Here is an 18,694-nt window from a genome sequence, read left to right on the forward strand (position 1 = left end):
CGGCGTGAAAGCCCCACCGGTTGCGACCGGTCAGTCGCCGTCGGGCGTGGAGTACACGTCGCAGGTGCCGTCGAGACACCGCCGCCCGGTCGCGGTCTCGAAGACCGGGAGGCCGCAGCCGCAGGTGTCGACCACGACGCCCATCGGTATCGAGAAGGCGGTCTCGCACGCCGGGTAGGCGTCACAGCCGGCGATGAGCCCCGACCGTCGGAGGACGCGGAGGGGCGACCCACAGTCGGGACACGACCACGCACCGTCGAACCGCTCGCGGACGGCGTCGTCGAGTGGCTCACAGGAGCGGTCGACACACACCTCGAAGACGGCCCCGCGTTCGACCCGCATCAGCGGGAGCCCGCAGTCGTCACAGCGCTCGTCGAGGACCTGCGCGCCGGCGACGAGAGGGTACTCGACACCCGAGTCAAGGCCGACGAGGCGACCGCCGGTGCGGACGAGCGGTTCGCCGGTCTCCGGATGGTGACCGACCGGCACGCCGGCGGCCGAGACGGGGTGAGTCGCCCTCCCACCCAGGTCGTGAGAGACGACGCGCAGGGTCTGTTCACCCGCCCGGGCGGTGAGTCCGAACCCGGAGCCGTCCTCCTCGACCGAGAGCGAGTCGGGACGGGTGAGCCACGCCACTGGCTGGTAGCCGTCGGCGTCGTGGACGAGGACGGTCCGGTCGGGCTTGACGAGGACGACGACGCGACCGCGGGTGGTCCGCTCGCGCGTCCCCTCGAAGGTCGTGGTACAGTCGCCGGCGAACACACGGACTGAGTCCATGTGTCGAGGTGGCCTCGGAATCCGATTTGAACCCTCGGACGAAGGGTCGCGCGAGAAGAGGAGTCAGTCGCGCCGGGCGAGGAAGAGCGCGGCGAGCAGAAGGGCAGCGAGCGCGACGAGCGGGCCGAACCCGGGGAACTGGGTCGACGTCGTCGGCGTCCCGGTCGCGGCGCTCGTCGCGTCGGCGGATTCGACGACGGTGACCGTCGCGGTCTCGTCGTCGACGCGCGCGGTGTACGTGCCCGGCTCGACGATGTTGTGGTTGAACTGCACCGCCGCCTCCCCGCGGGCGGGGACGGTGACTTCGCGGGCGTTGATCACCTGGCCGAACATCTCGAGTTCGACCAGATGCGTGTCCGCCGTCTGCTGCGGGTTCTGGACGGTGACGACGACGGTGGCCTGGACGTTCGTCGAGATGCGCGAGGGCTCGAACGAGACGTCGGTCACGACCGTATCGTTACCCGTCAGACGGGTCGCGTCCGACGTGTTCGTCGCCGTCGACAGGACGGCACTGGAGTTGTTCGGTGGCGTCGTCACCGGCGTCGCAGTCCCGGTAGCGGTACTGGTTCCGGTCGCCGTCGGCGACTCGGTCTGCTGATTCCTGTCGTCACGGTCGTCGTCGTCATCGTCGTCATCGTCACTACTGAAGAGGTCGAACAGACCCCCTCCACCGCCACCGCCGCCACTGCTGCTGTCGTCATCGTCGGGTGTCGCTGTCGGCACCGACGTGTCTGTCGAGGACGCTGTCGACGTGTCGGAGTCAGTGTCGGTCGTCCCGTCGTCCGTCTCTGTCGAGTCCGCCTCTGTCGAATCTGTCTCTGTCGAGTCCGCCTCTGTCGAATCTGTCTCTGTCGAGTCCGCCTCTGTCGAATCTGTCTCTGTCGAATCTGTCTCGGTCGAATCTGTCTCGGTCGAATCTGTCTCCGTGGAGTCTGTCTCGGTCGAATCCGTCTCGGTCGAATCCGTCTCCGTGGAGTCCGTCTCTGTCGAATCCGTCTCCGTGGAGTCTGTCTCAGTCGAATCCGTCTCCGTGGAGTCTGTCTCAGTCGAATCTGTCTCTGTCGAGTCCGTCTCTGTCGAATCTGTCTCTGTCGAGTCCGTCTCTGTCGAATCCGTCTCCGTGGAGTCTGTCTCTGTCGAATCCGTCTCCGTGGAGTCTGTCTCAGTCGAATCTGTCTCTGTCGAGTCCGTCTCTGTCGAGTCCGTCTCTGTCGAATCTGTCTCTGTCGAGTCCGTCTCCGTGGAGTCCGTCTCAGTCGAGTCGGTCGTGTCGTCTGTCGTGTCGTCTGTCGAATCCGTTGAGTCGTCCGTCGTGTCGTCTGTCGAATCCGTCGTGTCGTCTGTCGAATCCGTCGTGTCGTCGGTCGAATCCGTTGAGTCGTCCGTCGAGTCCGTCGTGTCGTCGGTCGAATCCGTTGAGTCGTCCGTCGAGTCCGTCGTGTCGTCTGTCGTGTCGTCCGTCGAATCCGTTGAGTCGTCCGTCGAGTCCGTCGAATCCGTCGTGTCGTCTGTCGTGTCGTCCGTCGAATCCGTCGTGTCGTCGGTCGAATCGGTCGAATCGTCCGTTGAATCGGTCGAATCGTCTGTCGAGTCCGTCGAGTCCGTCGAATCCGTTGAGTCGTCCGTCGAGTCCGTCGAATCGTCCGTCGAATCGTCCGTTGAGTCGTCTGTCGAATCCGTCGAATCGTCCGTCGAGTCGTCCGTCGTCCCGTCGTCTTGCTGTTCGAACGTGTCGGCACCGCCGATTTGAACCGAGTCTAGCTGTGTGTCGGTCGTCGCGGTGGCCGTGCCGGCGAAGACGGGCGCGGCAGGGGCACACAGGAGAGCGACCACGAGTACGATGGTGGCGAGGACGTGACTGTTCATAGTTCAAGGGGGAGCTCGAGGCGTCTGTGACGCCTGTGGTCAGCCGTACCGACACCAACGCACCCGCCAATTTAAATCAGTCCCGATATGTGCGTAATTTATTCAGCGCCGGGAGAAATTCTGCCGGGAGAGAATGTGAGTTCCGGGCACATCCGGCGCCCGGTCAGCAGACCTTTGACCGGGGACGCTCGACACGGAGTGTGGACGCTGTACTCTTCGACATGGACGGGGTACTGGTCGACTCCGAGCGCTTCTGGCACGCGTTCGAAGACGAGTGGGTCTTCACCGAGGCGACGGAGGGCACGCCCGACCGCGACGAGATTACGGGGCGCAACTACCGCGAGATACACGACTACCTCTCGCGGGAGTACGGGACCACGGTCTCGAAAGACGAGTTCGTGGCCCGCTACGACGAGCACGCCATGGAGGTCGTCTACCGCGACGGTGTCGAACTGATGGACGGTGCCGTGGCGTTGTTCGACGACATCCGCGAACGGGGGAAACTCGCCATCGTCTCCTCCGCCCCGCAGTCGTGGATCGCCGTCGTACGCGAACGGTTCGGGCTCGACCCGCTCGACCTGGTCCTCAGCGCCGACGACATCGACGACCCCGGCAAGCCCGAACCGCACATCTACGAACACGCGGCGCGGGAACTCGCACTCCAGCCCGAAGACTGCGTCGTCGTCGAGGACTCGTACAACGGCGTACTCGCCGCCTCGCGTGCAGGTACGTACTGTATCGGGTATCGGACAGCCGAGAACGAGGGCGTCGACCACTCCGCGGCCGACGAGGTTGTCGAAGGGCCGGCGGAGTTGCGCGCCGCCCTGTCGCGGCTCGTCGGCATCCCCGAATGAGCGTCAGTCGACGACGCTGACGACCCGTTCTTCGTGGACCGGGAGCAGCGGGAGGTCGGGGAACGAAACCTCGACACGGAAGGTGAGTTCGTCGTCGGTCGCGCCGAACACCCCGACGGGAACGCGCGTCGAGTCCGAGAGGTACGTCGTCTTCGTCGTCATCTCCACGTCGTTGACCGTGACGCGGACTCCAGTTCGTGCGCTCCCCCCGGTGTTCGTCACGCCGACCTGCTGGACCGTGCTCGCCCCTCGGGAGACCGTTTCGGGGAACGCTCCCCAGTCGATGTCGATGGCCGGGAGCGCCTCCGCCGACGTCACGACGCGTTCGGCGACCCCCTCCGAGAGGTCCGCACGGGTCAGTTCGGTGACGCCGGCCGCGACGAGGTCGGCCGGGGTTCGCAGCCCCGCCGTGGCGAGCCGGCTCGCGCGACGCGACCCGATGCCGTCCACAGCAGTGAGGCCGACGGCGTCCCGGGAGACGCCGTGGTCGACGCGGGCCTCGATGCGGCGGGCGAGGTTGGCCGCGCGCGGGCCGGAGAACGTGTCGAGGAACTCCCTGAGCGCAGCCAACAACCGGAGCGCGTTCTGCCGGATGACCCAGGCGTCGCTCCGCAGGTCCGCGGGCGTCGACCCGGTCATCGACGCCCGACAGATGGCGAGCACCTTCCGATTGCCACCGTCGAGGCTCGTATCGACGCCGGTGAGTACCGAGTCGACCGCGTCCGTCTCGGCCGCTCGGCAGGAGACCGAGTCGAACTCCGAGGCGGCCGAGACGCAGTCGAGCACCGCGTCGGCGTCGATGTAGTCGCGCTGAGAGAGTTCGTAAAAGCGCTGGGCGGTGGCGAGGTCGAGGTAGTACTTCGAGGCCAGACGCCCGAGCGAGGTCGGTTCGACTCGCAGTTCACTCATCTCGACGAAGCCGCGCGCGACGAGCGATTCGAGCGTCTCACGGACGCGCTCGCGGAGGCCGTCGAAGCCGTACTCGGCCGGTCTGGACTGCGCGCGGACGTAGTAGAACGTGGTTTCGAGCCACGAGAGCACGTCGTCGAGGTCGTCGATAGTCCCCATGGCGATCTCGGCGTTGAGGTGCGAGTCCAGTTCCTCGGCGAGATGTGACTCGATGTCCTTTCCCTCACGAATCAGTCGCCGGTAGCGGTCGGCGTCCGAGTGGTCACAGACCACCCAGCCGTAGCCGACGTCGTCGTAGCCGGGTCGCCCCGCACGCCCGAGCATCTGCATCACGTCGAGCGGCGAGATGTCGACGTCGCCCTCGAGGGGGTCGTGGTACTTGGTGTCACGGATGACGACACAGCGGGCGGGGAGGTTGACGCCCCACGCCAGCGTCGACGTCGAGAAGAGCAGTTGGACCTTCCCCTCACGGAACCACTGTTCGACCCGGTCTCGGTCCGCTTTTCCGAGTCCTGCGTGGTGAAAGCCGACGCCGTCGACGACCGACTTTCGAAGCGAGTCGTTCGTCAGTTCCTTCGCCTCGTTGTGGAAGTCGTAGTCGCCGCGGGCACCCATCGGCACGTCCCGCTCGGCGAACTCGTCGCGCGCCTTCGCCGCGGCCTGGACGGTGTCCTGCCGCGAGGAGACGAACACGAGCGCCTGACCAGCGTCGCGGATGTGCGGTTCGGCGAGGTCGAACGCCCGGTACAGTCGACGGTACTTGTCGGCGAAGCTGTTCTCGCCGTGGCTGTACGTCTTCACGCCGGCGTGGAGTTTCACCGGTCGGTAGTCGTCGTCGAACTCGAACGTGGTCTCGGGCACCGCGTCGAGCCACTCGGCCACGTCGGCGACGTTCCGCATCGTCGCCGACAGCGCGACCACGCGCGGGTCACAGAGCCGCCGCAGTCGAGCGACCGTCACCTCGAGGACGCCGCCTCTCGAATCCGAGTCGAGGAGGTGGACCTCGTCGATGACGACGCAGCCCACGTCGGTGATGAACTGATACCGGGGTGATTCGTGCTTTCTCGTGGCCGAGTCGGTCTTCTCGGGCGTCATCACGAGGATGTCCGCCCGCTCCGCGCGCCGGGGGTTGAGGTCGCGCTCGCCCGTCACCACGTAGACGGAGTAGCCGAGGTCCTCGAACCGCTCCCACTCGGCCTCCTTCTCGTTCGTCAGCGCGCGCAGGGGCGCGACGAAGAGCGCCGTGCCGCCGTCGCGGAGCGTCTTGCAGATAGCCAGTTCCGCGAGGGCCGTCTTGCCCGAGGCCGTCGGCGCGGCAGCGACGACGTTCTCGTCCCGCTCCATGATGGCCGGAAGCGCCTCGCGTTGCATCCGGTTGAACTCCTCGAAGCCGAAGGCGTCGGCGAAGTCCGGTAGCGCCTCTGCGACCTTCACCCGTCGGCTCCTCCCGGTTCCCAGTTCCCGAAGCCACTCATGCTCAGACCGGGGCGCTCACCCGACCAAAAACTTCCGGTGGCAGGGTGGACGTGAACCGGACGACGGACGGTTCTCACCGGGTGGGGTTGTCCACAGAATACAATATCGTGGGGCGTGAACGAGTAGACGAAGACCAATGAACAAGAACGTCGGAGGAATCGACCGGAAGGCTCGGCTCGTCGTCGGACCGCTCTTGCTCCTCGTAGGCATCGCTGCGTTCCTGGGGGCGGTCCCGCTGGGGACGCTCGGGAGTGCCGTCTCCGTCGTCGTCGGCGCGGTGTTGACCGTGACCGGGGCGACCCAGCGGTGTCCGCTGCACGTGCTGCTCGGCGTCAACACCTGTCCCGTCGACGCACGGTAGTCGGGGCAGTGAGGCGTCCGCACGTTTTTCACCACTCCCCTCTACGGTGAGGTATGAGCGGGAGTCGCCGGCACCGCCGAAAGCCCGACTGGCTGAAGATGCGGCCGCCGTCTGGCCAGCGCTTCACCGAGATCAAACGAGAGCTCAGAGACCGAAACCTCCACACCGTCTGTGAGGAGGCCAACTGCCCGAACCTCGGGGAGTGCTGGTCCGGTCGCGACGGCCCGGGGACGGCGACGTTCATGCTGATGGGCGACCGCTGCTCGCGCGGGTGTAACTTCTGCGACGTCCAGACGGGTGGGATGGAGGCGCTCGACCCCGACGAACCCGACAACGTCGCCGAAGCCGTCGCCGAAATCGGCCTCGACTACGTCGTCCTCACGTCCGTCGACCGCGACGACCTCCCCGACCAGGGCGCAGAGCACTTCGCGGAGACCATCCGCGCCATCAAAGCGCGCGACGCCTCCATCCTCGTCGAGGTGCTCATCCCCGACTTCCAGGGCGAACCCGAGTTGGTACGGAAGATCATCGACGCCGGCCCCGACGTCATCGCGCACAACATCGAGACGGTCGAGCGGCTCCAGTGGCCCGTCCGTGACCGCCGCGCCGGCTACGAGCAGTCGCTCTCGGTCCTCGAGCAGGTCCAGCGGGAGTCGGACATCTACACGAAGACCTCCATCATGCTCGGCCTGGGCGAGTACGCCCACGAGGTGTACCAGACGCTCTCGGACCTCCGAGAGGCCGACGTCGACGTGGTCACCCTCGGGCAGTATCTCCAGCCCTCACGGTCGCACCTCGACGTGTACGACTACGTCCACCCCGACGCGTTCGACACGTGGCAGCGGGTCGCCGAGGACGAACTGGGCTTTCTGTACTGCGCGTCGGGACCGATGGTCCGCTCGTCGTACAAGGCGGGAGAGCTGTTCGTCGACGCGCTCGTCCGCGAGGGCCGGTCGGTCGAGGAGGCGCGGCAGGCCGCACGCGCCGCGGACTGAGACGAGGCCGAAACGGCCGGGACAGGCGGCGAGCGGCGCGGATACCGAATGTCCACGCTAGTTCTACGAAAACACTATACGGCAGGGAGGTGACCCATCTCGCATGTACTGGAGGGTCCGACCGTGAGCGTGCTACAGCGCGACCCGCGGGATCGAGTCCAGGTCCTCGACGAGGACGGCAGCGTCGTCGGCGAGGTGCCCGACGTCGACGACGAGACGCTGCTGTCGATCTACCGGGAGATGAAACTCGCCCGGCACTTCGACACCCGCGCAGTGAGCCTCCAGCGGCAGGGGCGGATGGGGACGTACCCACCCCTGTCGGGCCAGGAGGGCGCGCAGGTGGCCAGCGCCCACGCCCTCGACGAGGAGGACTGGCTGTTCCCCTCGTACCGCGAGCACGGCGCGCTCCACGTCCGGGGCTTCCCGCTCGACCGTATCCTCCTCTACTGGATGGGGGCGGAACAGGGGAACGTGTCGCCGCCGGACGTCAACACCTTCCCCGCCGCGGTCCCCATCGCGACGCAGACGCTTCACGCCGTCGGCGCGTCGTGGGCTTCGAAGCTGAAGGGGGAACGAAAGGGGTTCATCGTCTACTTCGGCGACGGCGGGACGAGCGAGGGCGACACCCACGAGGCGATGAACTTCGCCGGGGTGTTCGACACCCCGACGGTGTTCTTCTGCAACAACAACCAGTGGGCCATCTCCGTGCCCAGAGAGCGACAGACGAAGTCCGAGACCATCGCACAGAAGGCCGACGCCTACGGCTTCCAGGGCGTCCAGGTCGACGGGATGGACCCGCTCGCGGTGTATCAGGTGACGCGTGCGGCCGTCGAGAAGGCGAAGGCCGACGACCCCGACGAACTGCGGCCGACGCTCATCGAGGCGGTCCAGTACCGCTTCGGCGCGCACACGACGGCCGACGACCCGACGGTGTACCGCGACAGCGACGAGGTCGAACAGTGGAAGCGAAAAGACCCCATTCCGCGGCTGGAGACGTTCCTCCGCGACACCGGACGACTCGACGACGAACGAGTGCAGGACGTCGAACGCGAGGTCCAACAGACGGTCGCCGACGCCATCGAGACGGCGGAGTCGACCCCGCGACCCGAACCGGAGGAGATGTTCGAGTCCGTGTTCGCCGAACGGACACCCGACCTCGAGTCGCAGTACGAGTCGTTCGCCGCGCTCCGCGAGGAGTTCGGCGACGACGCGTTCCTCCACAGGTGATATCATGAGTACCCAACAGACACAGAACCTCACCCTGGTCCAGGCAGTACGGGACGGTCTCCACACCGAGATGAACAGAGACGAGGACGTCATCGTCCTCGGGGAGGACGTCGGGAAGAACGGCGGGGTCTTCCGCGCGACCGAAGGGCTGTTCGACGAGTTCGGCGGCGAGCGCGTCATCGACACACCCCTGGCCGAGTCGGGCATCGTCGGCACCGCCATCGGGATGGCCGCCTACGGCCTCAAACCCGTCCCCGAGATCCAGTTCTCGGGCTTCATGTACCCCGCGTTCGACCAGATCGTCTCTCACGCCGCCCGCCTCCGGACCCGCTCACGCGGGCGGTTCACCTGTCCGATGGTCATCCGCGCACCGTACGGCGGCGGTATCCGCGCACCCGAACACCACTCCGAGTCGAAGGAGGCGTTCTACGCGCACGAGGCCGGACTCAAGGTCGTCATCCCGTCGACGCCGTACGACACGAAGGGGCTCCTCATCTCCGCGATTCGCGACCCGGACCCCGTTATCTTCCTCGAACCGAAGCTCATCTACCGCGCCTTCCGCGGCGACGTCCCCGAAGGGGAGTACACCGTCCCCATCGGCGAGGCCGAGGTGCGGCGAGCGGGCGCGGACGTCTCGGTGTTCGTCTACGGCGCGATGACGCCGCGCACCCTCGAAGCGGCGGAGAACCTCGCCGAGGAGGGTATCGACGCCGAGGTCGTCGACCTCCGGACGGTCTCCCCGCTCGACCGCGACGCCATCGTCGACTCGTTCAAGAAGACGGGGCGGGCCTGTGTGGTCCACGAAGCACCGCGCTCGGGCGGCATGGCTGGTGAGATTACGGCCACCATCCAGGAGCGGGCGCTCTACTACCAGGAGGCACCGGTGGTCCGCGTGACCGGTTACGACGTCCCGTACCCGCTCTACGCGCTGGAGGACTACTACCTCCCCTCGGTGGCGCGCATCGAAGACGGCATCCGGGAGGCGGCCGAGTTCCGATGATCGAGGAGTTCAAACTCCCCGACGTCGGCGAAGGGGTGGCGGAGGGAGAGCTGGTCGAGTGGCACGTCGAACCCGGCGATACGGTCACAGAGGACCAGGTCGTCGCGGAGGTCGAGACGGACAAGGCGCTCGTCGAGGTGCCCTCGCCGTACAACGGGACGGTGAAAGAACTCCTCGCCGAGGAGGGGGAGGTCGTGCCCGTCGGAAACGTCATCATCACGTTCGAGGTGCCCGGCGAGGGTGACGAAGAGGCGGCGGCAGGGGCGGCCGACGCCGAAGCCGAACCAGCGCCGGACGCGGACGCCGAACCCGACGAGGGGGAAGATGAAACCGAAGCCGCAGACACACCGGACGCGCGCGTGTTCGCCCCGCCGAGCGTCCGCCGGCTCGCGCGCGAACTCGGCGTCGACCTGGCGGCCGTGGACGGCAGTGGTCCCGGCGGGCGGATCACCGAGGGCGACGTGCGAACCTCGGCGGACACCGGCGACGACGCGGCGGACGAGGGGGGCCCGGCCGCCGTCACGTTCAGCGGACGGTCCGCGACGTCGCGCGGGGACGCCGGTGACGGGGAGACGGGGGAGGCGGTGGGAGAGTCGACGCCCGCCGGGCGCTCGCAAACGCTCGCCGCGCCGGCGACGCGGAAGCTCGCCCAGGAGGAGGGCGTCGACATCGATGACGTCCCGACCGACGAGGAACGGGAGGGAGCGGCGTTCGTCGCGCCCGACGACGTCCGCGCGTACGCCGAGGCACAGCGGGCGGCCCAGGAGGCCGACGCGACGGCCGTGACGGCAGATGCCGAAGCCAGCGGGGACGCTGACTCCACCGGGACCGCGACGGCGGCCGAGCCGGTCGAACCGGCCGAGGCGGCCGAACCGGTGAGCGTCGCGGGGAGCGAGGGAGACGAGCGCGTCCCGTATCGCGGGGTCCGTCGGGCCATCGGCGAGCAGATGCAGCGTTCGAAGTACACCGCACCGCACGTCTCTCACCACGACACCGCCGTGGTGGACGACCTCGTCGCGCTCCGCGCCGAACTCAAGCCACACGCGGAAGAACAGGGCGTCTCGCTCACCTACATGCCCTTCGTCATGGCGGCGGTCGTGAAGGCGCTGAAGGAGTTCCCCGTCCTCAACGCCGTCCTCGACGAGGAGGCCGAAGAGATCGTCTACCGGAAGGAGTACAACCTCGGCGTCGCCGTCGCCACCGACGCGGGGTTGATGGTTCCCGTCGTGCGCGACGTCGACCGGAAAGGCGCGGTGGAACTCGCCTCGGACCTCGGTGGTCTCGTCGAGCGGGCGCGGGACCGGGACATCTCGCGTGCGGAGATGCAAGGGAGCACGTTCACGCTCACGAACTTCGGTGCCATCGGCGGCGAGTACGCCACCCCCATCATCAACTACCCCGAGGTCGCGATTCTCGGACTCGGCGCCATCGAACAACGGCCCGTCGTCGAAGACGGCGAGGTGGTCGCGAGACACACCCTGCCGTTGTCGCTGTCTATCGACCACCGGGTCGTCGACGGCGCCGACGCGGGGCAGTTCACGAATCGGGTCATCGAACTGCTGGAGAACCCGCGGCTGCTGTTGCTCTGAACGGGTCGGGAGGACTAGCCTGCCGCGTGGCGTCATTTTAACTCGGCGGACGGCGAGACCGAGACATGGTCGTCGGAGACATCTCGACAGGGACCGAACTGCTCGTCATCGGCGCCGGCCCGGGCGGCTACGTCGCCGCCATCCGCGCCGCGCAGAAGGGAATCGACACGACGCTCGTCGAACGTGACGCCTACGGCGGGACCTGCCTCAATCACGGCTGCATCCCCTCGAAGGCGTACATCACGGCGACGGACCTCGCCCACCGGGCCGGCCACGCCGAGGAGATGGGTATCCACGCCGACCCCGTGGTCGACATGGCCGGCCTGCGCGACTGGAAGGACGGCGTCGTCGGGCAGTTGACCGGTGGCGTCGAGAAGCTCTGCAAGGCCAACGGCGTCAACCTCGTCGAGGGGACGGCGCGGTTCGACAGCCCCACCAAGGTCCGCGTCGCCCACGGCGGCGAGGGGCAGGGTTCAGAGAGCATCGAGTTCGAACACTGCATCGTCGCGACGGGCTCTCGTCCCATCGAGATTCCGGGCTTTTCGTACGGCGACGACCCGGTCCTCTCCTCGCGGGACGCGCTCGCGCTCGACTCCGTCCCGGACAGGCTGGTCGTGGTCGGCGCGGGCTACATCGGGATGGAGCTGTCCACCGTCTTCGCCAAACTCGGGACCGACGTGACCGTGGTCGAGATGCTCGACGACGTCCTCCCGGGCTACGAGGACGACGTCGCGCGCGTCGTCAGGACCCGCGCCGAGGAACTCGGTGTGGAGTTTCACTTCGGCGAGGGCGCAGCGGAGTGGCGCGACGGCAACGACGGCGGCATCGTCGTCGCCACGGAGACCGAAGACGGAGAGACGAGCGAGTACGACGCCGACAAGGTGCTCGTCGCCGTCGGGCGCGCGCCCGTCTCGGACACGCTTGACCTCGACGCCGCCGGGGTGGAGACGGACGACAAGGGGTTCATCGGGACGGACGACCAGTGCCGGACGAACGTCGACTCGATCTTCGCCGTCGGCGACGTCGCGGGCGAACCGATGCTGGCACACGTCGGGTCGAAAGAGGGCATCGTCGCCGCGGAGGTGGTCGCCGGCGAACCCGCCGCCCTCGACTATCAGGCCTGTCCCGCGGCGGTGTTCACCGACCCCGAGATCGGAACGGTCGGGATGACCGAGGCCGAGGCCGAGGAGGCGGGCTTCGACCCGGTCGTCGGACAGATGCCGTTCAACGCGTCGGGTCGCGCGCTGACGACGGGTCACGCGAACGGGTTCGTCCGTGTCGTTGCCGACGAGGCGACGGGGTTCGTCCTCGGCGGGCAGGTCGTCGGCCCCGAGGCGTCCGAACTCGTCGCCGAACTCGCGCTCGCCGTCGAGATGGGGGCGACGCTCGAGGACGTGGCAGCGACGGTCCACACCCACCCGACGCTCGCGGAGGCGACGATGGAAGCCTGCGAGAACGCGCTCGGACAGGCCATCCACACGCTGAACCGGTAAGAGACTCACAGAACGTGTCGACGGCGGGGGGTGCCGGCGACAGGACTCACCGCCACGACGGGAGTTCACGACAGGAGGGGGTGCCTCCGAGGAACCACGCGGCCCGAATGTGATGGGGAGGGGGCGTCGTGATGCCTCGATCGGGTGTATGCGTGTAGTATTATTGAGCCTTGACACGCAGATATGAGGGTCGCGCGCGTCGAGCAAGACCGAGCCGTCGGCTCGCCACGGAGCCGACACTGCTGTATCCGACCACGACGAGGCCGGAGCCCGCAGGTTCCGGTGGGGACGAAGCAACAGTCGTGGTCGTGGGGGCAACGCGGCCGGTCGTCGGCCACGAGAGAACACCGGTCCACATCGTCGTCGGCGCTGACACACTCCGGCCTCGACGCCGCGAAAGCGGCGACGTCGGCGTCGAGGACGAGTTCGTTCGGGTCGAGTGCACTCAGTTCGGATGCCATCACGGAGTGGTCGTTCGGTGACAGCGTCGCCGCACACACGGCGTGTTGCGCCGGCAGTTCTCACGGGGAAAACGGAGCCGACCGGCGGAGTGCCGCGTGGACGCCGCCGTCCCGGCGGCAGCGGTCGCCGCGCGACAGAGCCTACTCGTCCGGGGCGCGCAGGATTTCTCGCGTCTCGAACACACCGGCGAGTTCGTCCATCGTCTCGACGACGAGGTCGCAGTGGGGTCGGACGGCCGGTTTCGGGAGGAAACCGACGGCGAGGCCGGCCACCTCGAGCATCGGCAGGTCGTTCGCACCGTCACCGACGGCGACGGTCTGAGACAGCTTCACGTCGAGGTCGGCCGCGAGCGATTCGAGTGCCTCGTCCTTCGTGCCCTCGATGAGCGACCCCTCCACGCCGCCGGTGAGCCGTCCGCCCGTGACCGGCAGGCGGTTGGAGACGATGGTGTCGACGGCGTCTCCGACGCCCGCCTTCTCGAGGGCGCGTTCGACGCCGCGCTCGAACCCCCCGGTGAGAATCGCGACGTGGTGGCCGTAGTCGTCGAGGCGGCGGACGACGTCGGCCGCGCCGGGACGGAGCGTCACCTCGTCGTACGCTTCCTCGGCGAGTTCCTCCTCGAGGCCCTCGAGGAGCGCCGCCCGCTCGCGGAGGCTCTTCGCGTACGATATCTCGTCGTTCATCGCCCGCTCGGTAATCAAGGCCATCTCGTCGGCGACGCCCTCTCGCTCGCCGAGGAGGACCGTCATCTCCGAGTCCGAGAGCGTCCCGTCGAAGTCGAACGCGATGAGTTTCATACCGGATAGACGGGAGGCCGGGTTTGAAACTTTGCCATCTCGCGCGGCGCGAACCACGGGAGAACACGACCGACGAAGCCCGAGAGAGGGGCAGTCGGGACGAGACCACACACTGCGCCGTTCGGGCCTGTGTCGTGTGAACACACCAAATACCACGGAGTTAGACCGCTGAAGAAACGCTTAACCGGGCACCGAAGAACGTACGCGCATGAAGGTACTCATCACGGACCCCATCGCTGATGCGGGTGTCCAACGACTGCGTGACGCGGGTCACGAGGTCGTGACCGACTACGACTCGGAGGGTGACGCGCTGCTTGACGCGGTGGCGGACGCGAACGCGCTCGTCGTCCGCTCGGGCACGGAGGTGACGCGCGAGGTGTTCGAGGCCGCGCCCGACCTCGTCATCGTCGGGCGTGCGGGCATCGGCGTCGACAACATCGACATCGACGCCGCGACGGACCACGGCGTCGTCGTCGCGAACGCCCCCGAGGGGAACGTTCGCGCGGCCGCAGAACACACCGTCGCGATGGCGTTCGCGACCGCACGCTCCATCCCGCAGGCGCACGCCCGACTCCGCGGCGGCGAGTGGGCGAAGGGCGACTACCTCGGGACGGAACTGAACGGGAAGACGCTCGGCATCGTGGGGCTGGGTCGCGTCGGTCAGGAAGTCGCAAAGCGACTCGACTCGCTCGGGATGAACCTCGTCGCGTACGACCCCTACATCGGCGAGGAGCGCGCCGACCGACTCGGCGCCGAGTTGGTGGAGTTCGAGGAGTGTCTCGAACGTGCCGACTTCCTCACCGTCCACACGCCGCTGACGCCCGAGACGGAGGGGCTCATCTCCACGGACGAACTCGAACTGATGGGTGGCGGCTACCTCGTCAACTGCGCCCGCGGGGGTGTCGTCGACGAGGCGGCACTCGCCGCCGCCGTCGAAGCTGGTACGCTCGACGGTGCCGCCATCGACGTCTTCGAGAGCGAACCCGTCTCGCCCGACAACCCACTCCTGAAAGTCGACGACGTCATCGTCACACCGCACCTCGGCGCTTCGACGGAGGCCGCCCAGGAGAACGTCGCGACGAGCATCGCCGACCAGGTGATGGCCGCGTTCGCCGACGAACCGGTCATCAACGCGCTGAACGCGCCGTCGGTGGACCAGAGCGCCTTCCCCCGCATCCGCCCGTACATCGAACTCGCCGAGACCGCAGGGAAGGTCGCCGCACAGGTGTTCGACCAGCGTATCTCGGAGGTCGAGGTGAGCTACCAGGGCGACATCGCCGAGGAGGACCTCGACCTCGTCACCGCGAGCGCGCTGAAGGGTGTCTTCACGCCGCTGGAGTGGCAGGTCAACGCGGTGAACGCGCCGAGCATCGCCGAAGAGCGCGGGATCGAGGTCGTCGAGACCAAGTCGCGACAGTCGGAGGACTTCCAGAGCCTCGTGACCGTGACGGTGAAGAACGAGGAGGGCTCGCTCGGCGTCTGCGGGACGCTCTTCGCCGGCGACGACCCGCGCATCGTCCGCATCGACGGCTACCGCGTCGACGCCATCCCGCACGGCCAGATGCTCGTCGCCCGCAACTACGACCGCCCCGGCGTCATCGGCTTCATCGGGACGGTGCTCGGGGACAACGACGTCAACATCGCCGGGATGTTCAACGCCCGCCGGTCGCCCGGCGACGACGCCGCACTCACCGTCTACAACCTCGACACGCCGGTGCCCGAGTCCGTCCGCGAGCAGTTGCTCGCCGACGAGCGCATCACGGACGTGAAGTACATCACCCTCGACAACGGCGACGACGAGTAATCAGCGACAGCCCGGTTTCAGCTTCGACTTCAGTTTTCCCTTCGCGGTGCCGGCGATGAAGCCAGACGCGCCGCCGAATCCGGCACCGATGCCGGCACCCAGCGGCCCGAGCGGCGAGCCAACGAGCGCACCGACCGTCGCGCCCGCGGCCGCCCCTTTACTCGCTTCCTTCCGCTCCGTGTGTGACCTGGACGAACAGGGCATAGGCGTCGGTCAGGAGCCGAGAGACAAGAGTCTGCGGGCCGAGTGAGGCAGGCTCAGTCGCGACCGAGCCACCCGCCGACTCGAGAGCGGAGCGTCGAGACGCCCGCCCGAAGCGTCTCGACGAGTCCGTCCCGCGTGGACGGGGAACGACCGGCCGACGTCGGCGACGGGGGTGTCGATGACGTCGACGTCGACGTCGCTGTCGACAGCGACGTCTCGCGCGCGTCACGCTGCTGCAGGAGGTGTTCGTACCGTTCGATGACGGCCTGCTTGTCGGTGGCTTGCTCGCGGATGTACTCGCGGAGCGCCTCGTTCTCGCGGGCGAGTTCGGCGACGCGGTCGTGTTCACGGGAGACGGCGACGTCGTGCTCGCGTCTCGGGACGACCGGCGAGGGAGGGCCGCTCGGGCCGCGTGGAGTCGGAGGAAACGGTGTCTGTGGGGGTCGACGGTTCGGCGTCGACGCGACGGAGACACGCTCGCGCTCGCGGTCGGAGTTCGATTCCGGGGGGAACGTTCGCGTGCCCGCCGACGTCTGGCTGACAGTTCCGGTTGGGAGGCTCGGGGGCACGAGAGGGAGTTCTCGGGCGACGAGCAAAAGCGTACGTCAGACGGACGTCACGCACGTTCACCGCGCGGGGAAGAAACAGCGCGGAGTCAGAACGGGAGGAGCCGGCGGAGACGGCCCCGACTCGGGGACGCGTCGCCCTCGATGAGGTCGAGGACCGCGTCGGTGTCGTTGGCGACGGGTTCGGGCTCGTTACCCGCCTCGAACGCGGCGTCGGGGTCTTTCAGGAGGTGTCCCGTCGTGAGACAGACGACGTTCTCGTCGGCGTCGACGTCGCCGCGGTCGCGCAGTTTCTTCAGGCCGGCGACGCTCGCCGCGGAGGCGGGTTCGACACCGACGCCCTCCTTCGCGAGCGCCCGCTGTGCGGCCGTGATCTCCTCGTCGGAGACGGAGACGGCGGTCCCGCCCGTGTTGCGGATGCCCGGGAGCGCCTTGGGCGCGTTGACCGGGTTGCCGATGCGGATGGCGGTGGCGATGGTCTCGACCTCGTCCCACCTTCGGACCTCGTCGGCGCCGTTCTCGACGGCTTCGACCATCGGCGCGGCCCCTTCGGCCTGGACGCCGGTGAGTTTGGGCACGTCCTCGGGGTCGAGCGCGCCCGCCTGGACGAGTTCGCGGAAGCACTTGTACAGCGCGGCGGTGTTGCCGGCGTTCCCGACGGGGAGGACGATCCGGTCCGGGTAGGTGTCGTAGTCGGCGTGGAACTCCTCGAGAATCTCGAGGCCGATAGTCTTCTGTCCCTCCAGACGGAAGGGGTTCAGCGAGTTCAGCAGGTAGACCTCGCCTTGCTCGGCCAGCTCCTGGACGATGTCGAGACAGGCGTCGAAGTTGCCGTCGACCTCGAGGATGCGCGCGTCGTGAAGCGCCGCCTGGGCGATTTTGCCGGCGGCGACCTTCCCGGCGGGGAGGAGCACGAGCGTCTCCAACCCGGCACGAGCGCCGTAGGCGGCCAGCGCCGCCGACGTGTTCCCCGTCGAGGCACAGGCGAGTCGGCCGACGCCGAGTTCCTTCGCGACGCGGACGCCGACGGTCATCCCGCGGTCTTTGAAGCTCCCCGTGGGGTTCATCCCCTCGTGTTTCACGCGGAGGTTCTCGACGCCGATAGCCGCCTCGAGTCGTGGAACGCGGTGGAGCGGCGTCGCCCCCTCGGGGAGGGAGACGCCCTCCTCGAACGGAAGCGCGGCGTTGTAGCGCCAGACGCCGCGCCCTTCGAACTCGTCGAACGTCGGCGGGTCGTCGTAGCGGACCTCGAGGAGGCCGTCGCAGTCGTCGCAGGTGTAGCGGATGTCCTCGAACGGGGCGAACGTCTCACCGCACTCGATACACTCCAGCCAGACGCCACCGTCGACGTCGTCGGGCGCCGTCGGGGCGGCCGCGGTCAACTCCAGGCTCATTGTGCTGTGGCTCGTGCCAGAGCACAAAAAGGGGGACGGTCGGCAGGCGCGACGAGGGGTGACGGCTTCGTCACGACCGGGCGCGGCCGGCACTTCCTCGGCGCCCCCGACGGTCGGTGCCGCCGTGTCGGACGCTCGGCTACTGTCGCCGGGGGCCGAACTCGTCGATCCGTTCGTGGACCGTCTCGGCCCACGTGTCGAGTGCGTCGTGGAGCATCCCCTTCGCTTCCGGGAGCGGGGTCGCCGTGTACTGGTAGACGTAGCCACCGGGGTCGAGCAGGCGTCGCTGTCGACCGGCGAGTCCCTTCTCCATCAGCGTCGTCAGCGAGCGGTTGACGTTGCTCCGGTCGCGGTCGAGGACGTCGGCCAGTTCGGCGACGGTGCTTCCGGGGTGGTCGAGAAGGACGAGATACGTCCGACTCTCGTGGTTCTGAATGCCGAACACACACGAGAGGACCTGCTGGAACTCGGGGTCGTCGGTCTCCAGAAGGTCGGCCATGTCGGGGGAGTCTGCCATACGGACGAGAAGAGCCCCGGAGTGGTTAAATCTCCCCGCGCGGGTTGGCACGGGTGTCGCACAGGCGGTGGCGCGCGGACGGGGTGTGGGGCGCGGCCGACGTCCTCAGTCGTCGGCGTCGGCCCGCGCGTAGCCCATCTTGGCGATACAGGTGCGCATTCCCTCGACGTCCTCGTGTTTGTGGAGCGTGGTTGGCGTGTCGCAGTAGAAGACGGTGCCGTCGTGGCGGAGCGTGACGTCGTACGTCCCACCCATCATCTCCGTGCGGACGACGACGCGGCGGCCCTCCTCGAGCGCAGCGAGAATCTCGTCGGACGTCAACTCACCGGAGTCGACACGAAGGGGTGCTGGCATGTGTGTCACGAGACACGCGTGCGATATAAAAACAGAGGCACGGGAGCGA

General features: G+C 67.8%; 17 protein-coding genes. 8 read left to right on the forward strand and 9 right to left on the reverse strand.

The window, feature by feature from the left end:
* Positions 1 to 30: 30 nt before the first annotated feature.
* Positions 31 to 777, reverse strand: coding sequence for a PDDEXK family nuclease (locus E6N53_RS18275; RefSeq protein ID WP_142860928.1), 747 nt, complete (start codon positions 775 to 777; stop codon positions 31 to 33).
* A gap of 63 nt (positions 778 to 840) precedes the next feature.
* The gene (locus E6N53_RS18280) at positions 841 to 2,643 is read right to left on the reverse strand and encodes a PGF-CTERM sorting domain-containing protein (protein WP_142860929.1); all 1,803 of its coding nucleotides are present in this window, start codon (positions 2,641 to 2,643) and stop codon (positions 841 to 843) included.
* Between the two features lie 200 nt (positions 2,644 to 2,843).
* On the opposite strand from E6N53_RS18280, the gene E6N53_RS18285 reads away from it, so the two are divergent.
* Positions 2,844 to 3,497 (forward strand): HAD family hydrolase, encoded by a 654-nt coding sequence (locus E6N53_RS18285; RefSeq protein WP_142860930.1) that lies wholly within the window; start codon positions 2,844 to 2,846, stop codon positions 3,495 to 3,497.
* Positions 3,498 to 3,500: 3 nt separating this feature from the next.
* Here the strand turns inward: E6N53_RS18285 and E6N53_RS18290 are convergent, their stop codons facing one another.
* The gene (locus E6N53_RS18290) at positions 3,501 to 5,840 is read right to left on the reverse strand and encodes a DEAD/DEAH box helicase (RefSeq protein WP_142860931.1); all 2,340 of its coding nucleotides are present in this window, start codon (positions 5,838 to 5,840) and stop codon (positions 3,501 to 3,503) included.
* A gap of 178 nt (positions 5,841 to 6,018) precedes the next feature.
* Between E6N53_RS18290 and E6N53_RS18295 the strand changes: the two genes are divergently transcribed.
* The 6 genes from E6N53_RS18295 to lpdA all read left to right on the forward strand — a co-directional run bounded on the left by E6N53_RS18295 (position 6,019) and on the right by lpdA (position 12,547).
* Positions 6,019 to 6,243, forward strand: a complete 225-nt coding sequence (locus tag E6N53_RS18295; protein WP_136592481.1) for a YgaP family membrane protein — start codon at positions 6,019 to 6,021, stop codon at positions 6,241 to 6,243.
* A gap of 53 nt (positions 6,244 to 6,296) precedes the next feature.
* Positions 6,297 to 7,238 carry a lipoyl synthase gene (gene lipA / locus E6N53_RS18300; protein WP_136592480.1) on the forward strand — a complete coding sequence of 314 codons (942 nt, stop codon included), beginning with the start codon at positions 6,297 to 6,299 and terminating at the stop codon, positions 7,236 to 7,238.
* Between the two features lie 123 nt (positions 7,239 to 7,361).
* Complete coding sequence (gene pdhA / locus E6N53_RS18305) at positions 7,362 to 8,465, forward strand: pyruvate dehydrogenase (acetyl-transferring) E1 component subunit alpha (protein ID WP_142860932.1); 1,104 nt, start codon at positions 7,362 to 7,364, stop codon at positions 8,463 to 8,465.
* 4 nt (positions 8,466 to 8,469) lie between these two features.
* Positions 8,470 to 9,465, forward strand: a complete 996-nt coding sequence (locus E6N53_RS18310) for an alpha-ketoacid dehydrogenase subunit beta (RefSeq protein WP_136592478.1) — start codon at positions 8,470 to 8,472, stop codon at positions 9,463 to 9,465.
* Positions 9,462 to 11,054, forward strand: coding sequence for a dihydrolipoamide acetyltransferase family protein (locus E6N53_RS18315; protein WP_142860933.1), 1,593 nt, complete (start codon positions 9,462 to 9,464; stop codon positions 11,052 to 11,054). Before E6N53_RS18310 ends, E6N53_RS18315 begins: the two co-directional genes overlap by 4 nt.
* Before the next feature lie 65 nt (positions 11,055 to 11,119).
* Complete coding sequence (lpdA, locus tag E6N53_RS18320) at positions 11,120 to 12,547, forward strand: dihydrolipoyl dehydrogenase (RefSeq protein WP_142860934.1); 1,428 nt, start codon at positions 11,120 to 11,122, stop codon at positions 12,545 to 12,547.
* 602 nt (positions 12,548 to 13,149) lie between these two features.
* On the opposite strand, the gene serB is transcribed toward lpdA, so the two are convergent.
* The gene (gene serB, locus E6N53_RS18325) at positions 13,150 to 13,806 is read right to left on the reverse strand and encodes a phosphoserine phosphatase SerB (RefSeq protein ID WP_142860935.1); all 657 of its coding nucleotides are present in this window, start codon (positions 13,804 to 13,806) and stop codon (positions 13,150 to 13,152) included.
* Between the two features lie 208 nt (positions 13,807 to 14,014).
* Here serB and serA point away from each other — a divergent pair, with 208 nt between their 5' ends.
* Positions 14,015 to 15,610, forward strand: a complete 1,596-nt coding sequence (gene serA, locus E6N53_RS18330; RefSeq protein WP_142860936.1) for a phosphoglycerate dehydrogenase — start codon at positions 14,015 to 14,017, stop codon at positions 15,608 to 15,610.
* On the opposite strand, the gene E6N53_RS18335 is transcribed toward serA, so the two are convergent.
* The 5 genes from E6N53_RS18335 to E6N53_RS18355 all read right to left on the reverse strand — a co-directional run bounded on the left by E6N53_RS18335 (position 15,611) and on the right by E6N53_RS18355 (position 18,645).
* Positions 15,611 to 15,814 (reverse strand): hypothetical protein, encoded by a 204-nt coding sequence (locus tag E6N53_RS18335; protein WP_136592473.1) that lies wholly within the window; start codon positions 15,812 to 15,814, stop codon positions 15,611 to 15,613.
* A gap of 53 nt (positions 15,815 to 15,867) precedes the next feature.
* On the reverse strand, positions 15,868 to 16,383 hold the full coding sequence (locus E6N53_RS18340) for a hypothetical protein (protein ID WP_136592472.1): 516 nt from the start codon (positions 16,381 to 16,383) through the stop codon (positions 15,868 to 15,870).
* Between the two features lie 86 nt (positions 16,384 to 16,469).
* A complete protein-coding gene (gene thrC / locus E6N53_RS18345; protein ID WP_142860937.1) occupies positions 16,470 to 17,774 on the reverse strand; it encodes a threonine synthase in 1,305 nt (434 codons plus the stop codon).
* Positions 17,775 to 17,913: 139 nt separating this feature from the next.
* Positions 17,914 to 18,291, reverse strand: coding sequence for a helix-turn-helix domain-containing protein (locus E6N53_RS18350; RefSeq protein ID WP_142860938.1), 378 nt, complete (start codon positions 18,289 to 18,291; stop codon positions 17,914 to 17,916).
* A gap of 105 nt (positions 18,292 to 18,396) precedes the next feature.
* Entirely contained in the window at positions 18,397 to 18,645 is a 249-nt protein-coding gene (locus tag E6N53_RS18355) for a DUF8001 family protein (protein WP_142860939.1), read from the reverse strand.
* Positions 18,646 to 18,694 lie beyond the last annotated feature (49 nt).

Source organism: Salinigranum halophilum, from assembly GCF_007004735.1.
Lineage (GTDB): Archaea > Halobacteriota > Halobacteria > Halobacteriales > Haloferacaceae > Salinigranum > Salinigranum halophilum.

Bases quoted from the DNA above. Each gene is read 5' to 3' on its own strand.
- E6N53_RS18275 (WP_142860928.1), bottom strand. From the start codon at position 777: ATGGACTCAGTCCGTGTGTTCGCCGGCGACTGTACCACGACCTTCGAG.
- E6N53_RS18280 (WP_142860929.1), bottom strand. From the start codon at position 2,643: ATGAACAGTCACGTCCTCGCCACCATCGTACTCGTGGTCGCTCTCCTG.
- E6N53_RS18295 (WP_136592481.1), top strand. From the start codon at position 6,019: ATGAACAAGAACGTCGGAGGAATCGACCGGAAGGCTCGGCTCGTCGTC.
- lipA (WP_136592480.1), top strand. From the start codon at position 6,297: ATGAGCGGGAGTCGCCGGCACCGCCGAAAGCCCGACTGGCTGAAGATG.
- E6N53_RS18310 (WP_136592478.1), top strand. From the start codon at position 8,470: ATGAGTACCCAACAGACACAGAACCTCACCCTGGTCCAGGCAGTACGG.
- E6N53_RS18315 (WP_142860933.1), top strand. From the start codon at position 9,462: ATGATCGAGGAGTTCAAACTCCCCGACGTCGGCGAAGGGGTGGCGGAG.
- lpdA (WP_142860934.1), top strand. From the start codon at position 11,120: ATGGTCGTCGGAGACATCTCGACAGGGACCGAACTGCTCGTCATCGGC.
- serB (WP_142860935.1), bottom strand. From the start codon at position 13,806: ATGAAACTCATCGCGTTCGACTTCGACGGGACGCTCTCGGACTCGGAG.
- serA (WP_142860936.1), top strand. From the start codon at position 14,015: ATGAAGGTACTCATCACGGACCCCATCGCTGATGCGGGTGTCCAACGA.
- E6N53_RS18335 (WP_136592473.1), bottom strand. From the start codon at position 15,814: ATGCCCTGTTCGTCCAGGTCACACACGGAGCGGAAGGAAGCGAGTAAA.
- thrC (WP_142860937.1), bottom strand. From the start codon at position 17,774: ATGAGCCTGGAGTTGACCGCGGCCGCCCCGACGGCGCCCGACGACGTC.
- E6N53_RS18350 (WP_142860938.1), bottom strand. From the start codon at position 18,291: ATGGCAGACTCCCCCGACATGGCCGACCTTCTGGAGACCGACGACCCC.
- E6N53_RS18355 (WP_142860939.1), bottom strand. From the start codon at position 18,645: ATGCCAGCACCCCTTCGTGTCGACTCCGGTGAGTTGACGTCCGACGAG.